11 protein-coding genes are annotated in these 12,180 nt (G+C 71.6%); 2 read left to right on the top strand and 9 right to left on the bottom strand.

Translation table 11 applies throughout. The features are described 5' to 3' along the window. Positions 1–526 precede the first annotated feature (526 nt). Entirely contained in the window at positions 527–1,573 is a 1,047-nt protein-coding gene (gene trpS / locus ACIQOE_RS27160; protein WP_401414198.1) for a tryptophan--tRNA ligase, read from the top strand. Between the two features lie 93 nt (positions 1,574–1,666). On the opposite strand, the gene proC is transcribed toward trpS, so the two are convergent. The 6 genes from proC to ACIQOE_RS27130 form a co-directional block, all read right to left on the bottom strand. Next, a complete protein-coding gene (gene proC, locus ACIQOE_RS27155) occupies positions 1,667–2,479 on the bottom strand; it encodes a pyrroline-5-carboxylate reductase (protein WP_351940695.1) in 813 nt (270 codons plus the stop codon). A 78-nt stretch (positions 2,480–2,557) separates the two neighbouring features. Next, positions 2,558–3,337: an ABC transporter permease gene (locus tag ACIQOE_RS27150; protein ID WP_401414196.1), complete on the bottom strand. Its 780-nt coding sequence runs from the start codon at positions 3,335–3,337 to the stop codon at positions 2,558–2,560. Further along, positions 3,334–4,170 (bottom strand): ABC transporter ATP-binding protein, encoded by an 837-nt coding sequence (locus tag ACIQOE_RS27145; RefSeq protein ID WP_365565538.1) that lies wholly within the window; start codon positions 4,168–4,170, stop codon positions 3,334–3,336. The genes ACIQOE_RS27150 and ACIQOE_RS27145 overlap by 4 nt, the downstream gene beginning before the upstream one ends. Before the next feature lie 300 nt (positions 4,171–4,470). Then, positions 4,471–5,268 (bottom strand): class I SAM-dependent methyltransferase, encoded by a 798-nt coding sequence (locus ACIQOE_RS27140; RefSeq protein ID WP_365565540.1) that lies wholly within the window; start codon positions 5,266–5,268, stop codon positions 4,471–4,473. An 85-nt stretch (positions 5,269–5,353) separates the two neighbouring features. Continuing rightward, a complete protein-coding gene (locus tag ACIQOE_RS27135) occupies positions 5,354–5,872 on the bottom strand; it encodes an EamA/RhaT family transporter (protein ID WP_401414193.1) in 519 nt (172 codons plus the stop codon). Between the two features lie 56 nt (positions 5,873–5,928). Then, positions 5,929–6,252: an SH3 domain-containing protein gene (locus ACIQOE_RS27130; protein ID WP_351940703.1), complete on the bottom strand. Its 324-nt coding sequence runs from the start codon at positions 6,250–6,252 to the stop codon at positions 5,929–5,931. Positions 6,253–6,433: 181 nt separating this feature from the next. Between ACIQOE_RS27130 and ACIQOE_RS27125 the strand changes: the two genes are divergently transcribed. Next, on the top strand, positions 6,434–8,578 hold the full coding sequence (locus tag ACIQOE_RS27125; RefSeq protein WP_401414191.1) for a serine/threonine-protein kinase: 2,145 nt from the start codon (positions 6,434–6,436) through the stop codon (positions 8,576–8,578). 110 nt (positions 8,579–8,688) lie between these two features. On the opposite strand, the gene ilvD is transcribed toward ACIQOE_RS27125, so the two are convergent. The 3 genes from ilvD to ACIQOE_RS27110 form a co-directional block, all read right to left on the bottom strand. Further along, positions 8,689–10,542, bottom strand: coding sequence for a dihydroxy-acid dehydratase (gene ilvD / locus ACIQOE_RS27120; RefSeq protein WP_351317795.1), 1,854 nt, complete (start codon positions 10,540–10,542; stop codon positions 8,689–8,691). 109 nt (positions 10,543–10,651) lie between these two features. Further along, positions 10,652–11,278 carry a TetR family transcriptional regulator gene (locus ACIQOE_RS27115; RefSeq protein WP_351317793.1) on the bottom strand — a complete coding sequence of 209 codons (627 nt, stop codon included), beginning with the start codon at positions 11,276–11,278 and terminating at the stop codon, positions 10,652–10,654. Beyond that, positions 11,275–12,105: a sugar phosphate isomerase/epimerase gene (locus ACIQOE_RS27110; protein WP_351317791.1), complete on the bottom strand. Its 831-nt coding sequence runs from the start codon at positions 12,103–12,105 to the stop codon at positions 11,275–11,277. Before ACIQOE_RS27110 ends, ACIQOE_RS27115 begins: the two co-directional genes overlap by 4 nt. Positions 12,106–12,180 lie beyond the last annotated feature (75 nt).

Here is a 12,180-nt window from a genome sequence, read left to right as displayed (position 1 = left end):
TTCCCTTTCCGGCGGTTCCGACTCTATCAGATCCTTTCGGCGTCTGATTCCCAGTCAGCGGGTGTTGTCTTCCCGGCTGTTGGGCCGTTCCGACGAGTGAGACTTTAGCGGATTCCCGGCCTCCGACGCTAATCGGGGGGCCGCGTCCTTTCGAACGTGGATTCCTTCATTTCGCACGTACGCATGCCAAAACAAGGCGACGACGAATCGTCGACTGCTGGTAGGTACGTGCGGAATGGCTGTCCGGGGACCGACCGGAGTCGGCGCTCACGTCGGACAACTCGGAGAACATTACGTAACCGGTTGGGGTGTGTCAACCCGCGACCTGCCGGGCCCGCCGGGCGTATCGTGGGCGTCATGACTACGCGTACGTGCACCCGGCAGCAGTGGTGGGCCGCCTGACGGCGGCCGCGTTCACGTACGCATTCAACGGCCGCCGCCTCGGCGGCCGTTCGTGTATCTCCCTCCAGAACCTCTGAGGGCCGGCCGCTCGGGACGGCGGCTCCGACCTGGAGGTGGAGAAGGAATGACACGGGTCTTCAGCGGTATCAAGCCGACCGGACACCTGACCCTGGGGAACTACCTGGGGGCCATGCGGCAGTGGGCCGCCGTGGACCAGCACCAGGCCGACGCCCTGTTCTGCATCGTCGACCTGCACGGGATGACCGTGGACCACGACCCGGCGCGGCTGCGCAGGCTCACCCGGCAGGCGGCGACCCTGCTGCTGGCCGCGGGACTGGATCCGGAGCTGTGCACGGTGTTCGTGCAGAGTCACGTCGACGAGCACACCCGGCTGTCGTACCTCATGGAGTGCGTGGCCACCGACGGGGAGATGCGGCGCATGATCCAGTACAAGGAGAAGGTCGCGAGCGAGGCGGTGCGCGGGCGGAGTGTCCGGCTGTCCCTCCTCACGTACCCGGCGCTGATGGCGGCGGACATCCTGGCGTACGGGGCGGACGAGGTGCCGGTCGGTGACGACCAGGCGCAGCACGTGGAACTGACGCGGGACCTCGCGGTGCGGTTCAACCAGCGGTACGGGCACACGTTCGTGGTGCCGAAGGCGACCGTGCCGAAGGTCGCCGCGCGGGTGATGAACCTCCAGGATCCGCTGTCGAAGATGGGCAAGAGCGACGACTCCGGGCCGGGCGTCGTCTACCTCCTGGACGAACCGGAGGTGATCCGGAAGAAGATCATGCGGGCGGTGACGGACAGCGGGCAGGACGTCGTCTATGACCGCGTGGAGCGGCCCGGGGTCGCGAATCTGCTGGAGATTCTCGCTGCGTGCACGGGCGGGAACCCTGAGTCACTGGCGACCGTTCACGATTCGTACGGGGCTCTGAAGCGGGCCACCGCTGATGCGGTGCTGGACGTGCTCGGTCCCGTGCAGGCCAGGCACAAGGAGTTGTGCGTCGATCCCGGATATGTGGAGGAGGTGTTGCGGCATGGGGCGGAGAAGGCTCGGGCGATCGCCCGGCCGATCGTCGATACCGCCTATCGGGCCATCGGGTTGTTGCCGCCGGGCGCCTTCGCGGAGGGTGCCGTGGCCCAGCCCGCGGTGAACGCGGCGCGCTAGGCACCGGCAGTCCCTCGATCCCTCAGGCCCTCAAGTCCTTCAGGGCCTGGCGGCTCTCCTCGTCGCCTTCTTCCGACCGCGGTCGGTCCGGGCTCAGTCCTTCTTTCCGGAGGCGAGTTCGCGGCTGCGGTCGCGGGCGGCTTCGAGGGCGGCGATGAGGGCGGCGCGGACGCCGTGGTTCTCCAGTTCGCGGATGGCGTTGATGGTGGTCCCGGCGGGCGAGGTGACGTTCTCGCGGAGCTTGACGGGGTGCTCGCCGCTGTCACGGAGCATCACGGCCGCGCCGATCGCGGACTGGACGATGAGTTCATGGGCCTTGTCGCGGGGCAGGCCGAGCAGGATGCCGGCGTCCGTCATGGCCTCGACCAGGTAGAAGAAGTAGGCCGGGCCCGAGCCCGACAGGGCGGTGCAGGCGTCCTGCTGGGACTCGGGGACCTGGAGGGTCTTGCCGACCGCACCGAAGATCTCCTCGGCGGTGGCGAGGTGGGCGGCGGTGGCGTGGCTGCCTGCGGAGATGACGGACATCGCCTCGTCGACGAGGGCGGGCGTGTTCGTCATGACACGGACGACCGGGGTGCCGGCGGCGAGCCGCTCCTCGAAGAAGGAGGTGGGGATGCCGGCCGCGCCGCTGATGACCAGGCGGTCGGCGGGGATGTGCGGGGCGAGTTCGTCGAGGAGCGTGCCCATGTCCTGCGGCTTGACCGTCAGGATCAGGGTGTCGGCGGTCTTCGCGGCCTCGGCGTTGGTGACCGGGCTGACTCCGTGGCGGGCGCGGAGTTCTTCGGCCCGTTCGGGGCGGCGGGCGGTGACCAGGAGGTCGGCGGGTGCCCAGCCGGCCCGGATCATTCCGCTGAGCAGGGCTTCGCCGATCTTGCCGGTACCGAGGACTGCGACTTTCTGACTCATGCGGTTCAGTCTGTCACCGGGGGTGGCGGGCGGGAGGGGGTTGTCCGCTGGGCGGACGGACGGTGGGCATGACGGCGGTCACGCCGTCCGTCGCCGGAGGGTGGCGGCTCCCAGGGTCAGCACCAGCAGGGCGCAGCCGGCGACGATCAGGACGTCCCTGACGAAGGTGGCGGTCATGTCGGTGTGGTGGAGGACTTCGTTCATGCCGTCCACGGCATAGGACATGGGGAGGACGTCGGAGAGGGCTTCGAGGGCGGGGTGCATCTGGGAGCGGGGTGTGAAGAGTCCGCAGAGGAGGAGCTGGGGGAAGATCACCGCCGGCATGAACTGGACCGCCTGGAATTCCGAGGCCGCGAAGGCCGAGACGAAGAGGCCGAGGGCTGTGCCGAGCAGGGCGTCGAGCAGGGCGACCAGGAGCAGGAGCCAGGGTGAGCCGGTGACGTCCAGGCCCAGGAACCAGACGGCGAGGCCGGTGGCGAGGGCCGACTGGATGATCGCGAGGATGCCGAAGGCGAGGGCGTAGCCGGCGATGAGGTCGGCCTTGCCGAGCGGCATGGCGAGGAGGCGTTCCAGGGTGCCGGAGGTGCGCTCGCGAAGGGTGGCGATGGAGGTCACCAGGAACATCGTGATGAGCGGGAAGATCCCGAGGAGCGAGGCGCCGATGTTGTCGAAGGTGTGCGGGCTGCCGTCGAAGACGTAGCGGAGCAGGACCAGCATCAGGCAGGGGATGAGGAGGAGCAGCGCGATCGTGCGGGGGTCGTGGCGGAGCTGGCGCAGGACGCGGGCCGCGGTGGCGGTGGTGCGGGCCAGGTTGAGGGCGCCGACGGGGGCGGTCGTGGTGGCCGGCTGAGCGGTCATCGCGCGGTCTCCTTCGTGCGGGAGGTGGCGGCGGCTTCGTCGACGAGGTGCAGGAAGGCTTCCTCGACGGTGGCGGAGCCGGTGCGGGTGCGGAGCGCCTCGGGCGTGTCTCCCCCAGCCTCCGGCCGGGAGGTGCCCCCAGCGAGGATCTCGCCCTCGCGCATGAGGAGGAGGCGGTGGCAGCGCTCGGCCTCGTCCATGACGTGGGAGGAGACGAGGAGCGTGGCGCCGTGGGTGTCGGTGAGGGAGTGGAAGAGCTGCCAGAGGTCGCGGCGCAGGACGGGGTCGAGTCCGACGGTGGGTTCGTCGAGGACGAGGAGTTCGGGGGTGCCGAGCAGGGCGACGGCGAGCGAGACCCGGCTGCGCTGGCCGCCGGAGAGGTTGCCGGCGAGGGAGTCGGCGTGGCTGGTGAGGTCGACTTCGCCGAGGACGCGTTCGACGTCGGCACGGCGGTCGGGGGTGGGGCGGGTGGGGTCCAGGACCGAGCCGAAGTAGTCGAGGTTCTGGCGGACGGTCAGGTCGTCGTAGACGGAGGGGGCCTGGGTGACGTAGCCGATGCGGGTGCGGAGGGTGGGGTGGCCGGCGGGGCGGCCGAGGACGTTCAGGGTGCCGGTGACCTTGGCCTGGCTGCCGACGATGGAGCGCATCAGGGTCGACTTGCCGCAGCCGGAGGGTCCGAGCAGGCCGGTGATCTGGCCGCGGGGGACGGTGAAGTCGAGGCCGCGCAGGACGGTGCGGGGGCCGCGGACGGCGGTGAGGCCGGCGGCCTGGACGGCGGGGGGCAGGGCTGAGTTGCCGGGGGCCTCGGGCGGCTCCGGCGAGTAATTCACCATGCGATGAATAATGCTCGGGAGGGCAGGGGGCGTCAAGGGGAGAGTGAGTGGGTTGAAGGCGGGCTCCTGCCGGGCGGGGCCGGTTGCGGCGAGGGGGCGAGGAGTTGCGGAGGGGGCGCCTCCTGGGGCGTCCCTGGGGGCGGGGAGCGCACGCACGACGGCCACCGTCCCGCGGCCGGGTCGTTGCCGCGGGACGGTGGCCGGGGGTCGGGACGGTGGCCGGGCCGGTGGTCAGTGGCCGTTGGCCGTTGGCCGTTGGCCGTTGGCCGTTGGCCGTTGGCCGTTGGCCGTTGGCGACGGTCAGGTGTTGAGGGCGACGAGGAGGAGGACGTCGTAGGTCTCCTCGACGATCCCCTCAGGGAAGGCCTTGAGGAGGTGGGCGCGCTCGTCGGTGAAGAAGGCGGTGCGGCGGTCCTCGGGGGTGAGGAGGAACGCCGAGTGGCTGCCGAGGTTGGCGAGGTGGGTGTCGACGGGGATACGGCGGCTCCAGCGGACCTCGCGGCGCTCGAAGCGGAGGCGGCCGCTGGGGTCGGCGAGGTCGGTGCGTTCGGCGGTCTTGCGCTTCTCGGCGGCCGCGTCCACACCGAAGAAGCGGCTCATCCGCTCGTTCTGCCCGGCGATCCACTCCACGTCCAGGGCGTCGGTGTTCCACCACAGCGCGATCGCGCCGCCGGGACGCAGCACGCGCAGCGCCTCCGGCACCGACCGGGCCGGGTCGGTCCAGTGCCAGGCCTGGGCGTAGGTGACGAAGTCGGCGATGCCGTCGGCGAGCGGCAGGGCGTTGCCGTTGCCGCGGACGAGCGGGACGTCGGGGAGGGTCAGGTGGAACTGCGCCGCCATGCCCTCGCCCGGTTCCACCGCGACCACGTCGGCGCCGCGCGCGCGCAGGACGGCGGTCGCGATGCCGGTGCCGGCGCCGACGTCGACCACCCGGGCCCCGGTGAGGGTGTGGCCGGCCGCTTCCTCCACGGCGTCGAGGAGTGCGGGCGGGTAGGAGGGGCGGTTGGCGGCGTACTGGGCCGCTGCGGCGTTGAAGGAGTGCGCGCGGGTCGCGTGCGAGGGGACGGGTTCCGGGGTGCGCGACTGGCTTGTGGTCATACGGCCATGGTCGCGGGGGCGGGAGGGAGGGCGACAGCGGATATCGCCGGGCGCCCGGGTGCCTCGGGTGCCGTACCGGACGGTCTCAGCGCTTGCGCTTCTTCTTCGACGGGTTGCCCGTGCGGCGCGTCGTGCGACGTTCGTGCTCCTGGACGGCGGTCTCGTACTCGGTGCGGTGGAGCCGCTCGCCGGGGGCCTCGATCAGGGCGCGGAAGAAGTAGGCGAGGAGGGAGCCGACGAAGCCGATGGCGAGGAGGCCGCGCAGGGAGGCCTGGCGGTCCGGGTCGGGGCGCTTGCCGAAGCCGTCCCAGGTGGTGCGGAAGGCCAGTGCGCTGCAGATGGCGAACATCGCGACGACCAGCACGGTCACGAAGGTTCCGGTGTCGGCGAGCTGGAGGCCTTCGTAGGCGAGGCGCAGGATCAGGCAGGAGACGACGGCGGCGGCGAGCGAACCCGCGGCCACGCCCACGCGGCGCAGGACGTAGCCGTGGTCGTGGTCGACCCAGGACGTGCCGAAGAAGCGGAGGGGCTCGGGCCGGGGGCCGTTCGGGGCCCCGCCGGTGGAGCCCGCGGAGGTGTCCGGGGTGCCAGGTTCGTCGCTCACGGGACGATTATGGCGCCGGACGGCCGCGGGCTCCGGGGCGGGTCGTGCCGGCCGGATCAGGAGCAGCGGTCGGCGACGTAGCCGTCGCTGCCCGTGTGGACGTAGGAGTCCGAGACGTACTCGCCGTTGTCGATGTTGTCCCAGATGTTCGAGGTGCCGTAGTAGCCGGAGACCGTCGTGCCGGGTGTCTGGCAGAAGATCGGGACGCGGGTGCCCTCGGGCAGGGTCCGTGTGATGCCGTAACCGGTGCCGGGGCCGCTGCGGACGTTCAGGCGGACGCCGGGGGCGACCGGATACGTCTTCACGGACGCCGCCGCGAGCGTCGCGACGGCCTCGGCCTCACCGCTGCTGCCGGCTTCCTGGACATGATCGACTGACATGTGAAACTCCCCCCAATGAACCCCATGAGTGCCATGGGATCCCGTTGATTCCCTCGAATCGAGCCATGAAACTCGTGTGCGCGACTCGCACGCGGAGGCTAGCAAGCCGCCTCTGTATCGCACGCGTCATCGACTAGGCTCCGTGCGTCGCGCTCCGCGGAGAAAGCACGGGGGTGGTCTGATGACGCCACAGCGCAACACCGGAGCGGACGCGGAAGCGGAACTTCCCGAGTACGCCGGGCACTACCGTCTGGAGTCCTGCCTGGGCTCGGGCGGCATGGGCGTGGTGCACCTGGCCCGCAGCACCTCGGGGCTGAAGCTCGCCGTGAAGGTCGTGCACGCCGAGTTCGCCAAGGACCGTGAGTTCAGGGGCCGTTTCCGGCAGGAGGTGGCCGCCGCGCGCAAGGTCAGCGGCGCCTTCACGGCTCCCGTCGTGGACGCCGATCCGGAGGCCGCACGGCCTTGGATGGCCACCCTCTTCATCCCCGGACCGACCCTCTCCGAGCAGGTCAAGCGGAACGGCCCCATGTCCCCTGCCCAGTTGCGCAGGCTGATGGCGGGGCTCGCGGAGGCGCTGCGCGACATCCACCGCGTCGGGGTGGTGCACCGGGACCTCAAACCGAGCAACGTCCTGCTCGCCAAGGACGGTCCGAAAGTCATCGACTTCGGCATCTCCCGGCCGAAGGACAGCGAACTGCGGACCGAGACCGGGAAGTTGATCGGTACGCCGCCGTTCATGGCGCCGGAGCAGTTCCGGCGGCCGCGGGAGGTGGGGCCCGCCGCGGACATCTTCGCGCTCGGGTCGGTGCTGGTGCACGCGGCGACCGGGCGGGGGCCGTTCGACTCCGACAGCCCCTACGTCGTCGCCTACCAGGTCGTGCACGACGAACCCGACCTCACCGGCATGCCGGAGGAGCTGGCTCCGCTGGTGCTGCGCTGTCTCGCCAAGGAGCCGGAGGACCGGCCGACGCCCGACGAGATGATGCGGGAGCTGCGGTCGCTGTCGGCGTCGTACGACACGCAGGCGTTCATACCGGCGCAGCGGGTCACGGAGGACGAGGACGACCCCTCGGAGAGGGAAGAGGAGAAGCCACGGGAGCCGGACGAGCCGCCGGCCGCCCGTTCCGGCCGGGGGCCCCGGCCGGCGCGGAAGGTGTCGGTGCGGCGGATGGCGGTCGCCGCCGGGGCCGGGCTCCTGGTCCTCGGCGGTGTGCTCGCCTCGGTGCCGTGGTCGGGGGACGACGGTCCGGCGCCCACGGGCGAAACGGTCCGGCGCTCCGCCACGGCGTTCGAGGCCTGGCAGCGGGAGTCGGTCGCCGGGAACGGCTCGGGGATGCCCCAATGCGTCAGCGGGGCGGGGAGGTTGCTGTGCTTGCGGTCGGGGCTGGCCTTCGCCCTCGATCCGACGAGTGGCCGGGTGCTGTGGCGGCACCGGGTCGCGGACGAACGTACGAGCGGCGCGCCGTCGCTGTCGGGCGGGCTCCTGCTGGTGCCGGCGGACGGTGGTCGGCGGGTGACGGCGCTGGATCCGGCGACGGGTTCGCCGCGCTGGCAGCGGGAACTGCCCGCGCACCAGGCGATGACGGTCACCCGGAGCATGTTGCTGGTCGTCGGGGCCGACCGTGTGATCACCGGCATCGACGCCGGGACCGGCCGCACCAGATGGAGCCTGCCGGTACCGGGCACCGTGACCCCGTCCCTGAGTTCGTTCGCCGGAGACCGGCTGGCCTACGCGACCAGTACCAGCGACGACGGCACGCACACCCTGGTCACCGCGCTGGACCCGGAGGCCGGGAAGCAGCGCTGGGAGGCCCGGCTCGCGGGTGACCTCGAACCGGTCGGCGGCTCGGGCGGGTCGCTGTTCCTGCTGTCCACGGATCTCGCCTCCGGGCAGACGGACGCGGTGGTGCGCTACACGCCGGACCCCGGGACCACCCGCCGGGTGGCGCTGCCCGTCCGCCGGGACGCGCCGGGCGCCTCCGTCCGCGGTGACGTCGTCTACCTGCTGGCCGCCGGCGGCTCGTTGGAGGCCGTGGACATGGACGGCGGCAGACGGCTCTGGGGGCTGCAGACGTCGGTGAGCCGGGGGTCGGCGCCCGTGGCCGACGGCCGGCACGTCTACTTCACGGCGGCTGACGGTCGCCTGCTCGCCGTCGACGCCCGCAAGGGCACCCTCGTCGGCCAGACCCCGGCGCGGCTGGCCGGCAACTCCGACCAGGTCGTCGCCGCGCTGTCGGCTCCGCTGGTCGTCGGCGCCCAGGTGTACGCCACCGCCCCGGACGGCAGCGTCTTCGCCGTGGACGGGGCGGATCCCGCCGGCTGGTGACGCAGGCGTCCGCGTCACCGGGACGAGCACAGCCGTCGGTGCCGTGTGCCGCGGACAGACGGCAGGGGCCGTCTCCCCCGTGGGAGGCGGCCCCTGTCGTACGCCGGGTCTCAGCCGAGCTTGCTCACGTCACGCACCGCGCCCTTGTCGGCGCTGGTGGCCATCGCCGCGTAGGCGCGCAGGGCCGCCGAGACCTTGCGGTCGCGGTTCTTCGGCGCGTACACGCCGTTCAGGGCCTGCTCGCGACGGGCCAGTTCGGCGTCGTCGACGAGGAGTTCGATCGTGCGGTTGGGGATGTCGATGCGGATGCGGTCGCCGTCCTCGACGAGGGCGATGGTGCCGCCCGAGGCCGCCTCCGGCGAGGCGTGGCCGATCGACAGGCCCGAGGTGCCGCCGGAGAAGCGGCCGTCGGTGATCAGCGCGCAGGTCTTGCCGAGGCCGCGGCCCTTGAGGAAGGACGTCGGGTAGAGCATCTCCTGCATGCCGGGGCCGCCCTTGGGGCCCTCGTAGCGGATGACGACGACGTCGCCGTGCGTGACCTGCTTGTTGAGGATCTTCTCGACGGCCTCTTCCTGCGACTCGCAGACGACCGCCGGGCCCTCGAAGGTCCAGATGGACTCGTCGACGCCGGCCGTCTTCACCACACAGCCGTCGACGGCGAGGTTGCCCTTGAGGACGGCGAGGCCGCCGTCCTTGGAGTAGGCGTGCTCGACGCTGCGGATGCAGCCCTCCGCCGCGTCCTCGTCCAGGGCCTCCCAGCGCTCGGACTGGGAGAACGCCTCGGAGGAGCGGACGCAGCCCGGGGCCGCGTGCCACAGTTCGACCGCCTCGGGGGACGGGGAGCCGCCGCGCACGTCCCACGTCTTGAGCCAGTCCGCGAGGGAGGGGCTGTGGACGGAGTGCACGTCCTCGTTCAGGAGGCCGCCGCGGTGCAGTTCGCCGAGGAGGGCGGGGATGCCGCCGGCCCGGTGCACGTCCTCCATGTAGTAGGTGCGGGACTTCGCGACGTTCGGGGCGACCTTGGCCAGGCAGGGGACCCGGCGCGAGACCTCGTTGATCTCCTCCAGGCCGAAGGAGACGCCCGCTTCCTGGGCGGCGGCCAACAGGTGCAGGATCGTGTTGGTGGAGCCGCCCATCGCAATGTCCAGGGCCATGGCGTTCTCGAACGCGGCGAAGGTCGCGACGTTGCGGGGCAGGACCGTGTCGTCGTCCTGCTCGTAGTAGCGGCGGGTGATGTCCATGACCGTGCGGGCCGCGTCGACGTACAGCCGCTTGCGGGCCGTGTGGGTCGCCAGGACCGAGCCGTTGCCGGGGAGCGAGAGACCGATGGCCTCGGTCAGGCAGTTCATCGAGTTGGCGGTGAACATGCCGGAGCAGGAGCCGCAGGTCGGACAGGCGTTCTCCTCGATACGGAGGATGTCCTCGTCCGAGATCTTGTCGTTCACCGCGTCGGAGATCGCGTCGACCAGGTCCAGGGTGCGGACGGTGCCGTCGACGAGGGTGGCCCGGCCGGCCTCCATCGGGCCGCCGGAGACGAAGACGGTGGGGATGTCGAGGCGCAGCGCGGCCATCAGCATGCCCGGCGTGATCTTGTCGCAGTTGGAGATGCAGACCAGGGCGTCGGCGCAGTGCGCCTCGACCATGTACTCGACGGAGTCGGCGATCAGGTCGCGGGACGGCAGGGAGTACAGCATGCCGCCGTGGCCCATGGCGATGCCGTCGTCCACGGCGATCGTGTTGAACTCGCGCGGGATGCCGCCCGCCTCCGTGATCGCCTCGCTGACGATCCGGCCGACCGGCTGGAGGTGGGTGTGGCCCGGAACGAACTCGGTGAAGCTGTTGGCGACCGCGATGATCGGCTTGCGGCCGATGTCCGCGCCCGGTACACCGGAGGCGCGCATAAGGGCGCGGGCGCCCGCCATGTTGCGGCCGTGGGTGACTGTGCGGGACCTCAGCTCGGGCATCGTCGCTCGCTCCTTCAGACAGATAGGGCTGTCATCGAGCGTACGCCCGTTGCTCAGGCTTCGGGACGAGGTGTCCGGAATGCGGGACGGATGTCTCGCGGGTCCGCCCTCACGGGCCGGTCAGATGCCCCTGTACGACCGGTGCCACCCGCGCCACGATCTGCTCCAGGTCCGCCGACGCCAGCGGCTCCAGCTTGATCACGTACCGCAGCATCGCGCACCCCACCAGCTGCGCGGCGGCCAGCTCGGCGCGCAGCTGCGCGTCCGGGAGGTCCAGCTGCTCGGCGAGCCGGCGCAGCAGCTGGGCGGCGATCAGCCGGCGGAAGACGGCGGCCGCGGTCTCGTTGTTCACGGCCGAGCGGAGGATCGCCAGCAGCGGCGTACGGGTGGTGGGGTTCTCCCAGACACCGAAGATGAAGCGGGTCAGGCGTTCGCCGACGCCGTCCACCGGGCCGTCGGCCACCGCGAGGGGCGCGTTCAGCGCGGGCGCGAAGGCGACCGAGATCGCGGCCTCGAAGACCTGCTCCTTGGTGCCGAAGTAGTGGTGGACGAGGGCCGAGTCGACGCCGGCGGCCTTGGCGATGCCGCGGACGGACGTCTTGTCGTAGCCGAGTTCGGAGAACTCCTCGCGGGCGGCGGCGAGGATGCGGTCCCGGGTGTCGGCCGACTCGGCGCGCGGCGGGCGGCCGCGGCGGCGGGGTGCGGTCCCGTCGCCGGCCGGAGCGGTGCGGGTCACCTGCGGGGCACCTTCACCGCCGAGGCCAGGTGCAGGCGGGTGAAGGCCAGGGCCTCCGCGAGGTCGGCCTCGCGCTCGGCGGCGGACATCGCGCGCCGGGTGTTGACCTCGATGACGACGTGCCCGTCGAAGCCGGTGAGCGCGAGGCGCTCCAGGACCTCGGCGCAGGGCTGGGTGCCGCGGCCGGGCACCAGGTGCTCGTCCTTGGCGGAGCCGCGGCCGTCGGCGAGGTGGACGTGGCCGAGCCGGCCGCCCATCCGGTCGAACATGGCGAGCGCGTCGGTGCGGGAGGTCGCGGCGTGGCTGAGGTCGATCGTGAAGTGCCGGTAGTCGTCCTTGGTGACGTCCCAGTCGGGGGCGTACGCGAGCATCTCGCGGTCGCGGTAGCGCCACGGGTACATGTTCTCCACCGCGAACCTGACGTCCGTCTCGTTGGCCATGCGCCAGACGCCCTCCACGAAGTCGCGGGCGTACTGGCGCTGCCAGCGGAACGGCGGGTGGACGACGACGGTGTCCGCGCCGAGCCTCTCGGCGGCCGACCGGGCCCGCTGGAGCTTGACCCAGGGGTCGGTGGACCAGACCCGCTGGGTGATCAGCAGGCAGGGGGCGTGGACGGCGAGGATCGGGATGCGGTGGTAGTCGCTCAGCCTGCGCAGGGCCTCGATGTCCTGGCTGACCGGGTCGGTCCACACCATGACCTCGACGCCGTCGTAGCCGAGGCGCGCGGCGATCTCGAAGGCCGTCGCCGTCGACTCCGGATAGACGGAGGCCGTGGAGAGCGCGACCTTCGCATCCGGGATACGGACGACGTCCCTTGGTTCTGCCACGAGGGACAGGTTACGGGGTGGGAACGGGCGGGGGCGGGGGGCGTCTTCGCCAGTGTGACGATCGTCGCGTCGGAA

Origin of the sequence: Streptomyces sp. NPDC091282 (genome assembly GCF_044757385.1) — a bacterium.
GTDB lineage: Bacteria > Actinomycetota > Actinomycetes > Streptomycetales > Streptomycetaceae > Streptomyces > Streptomyces gramineus.
This window is presented reverse-complemented; position numbering and strand designations above follow the sequence as displayed.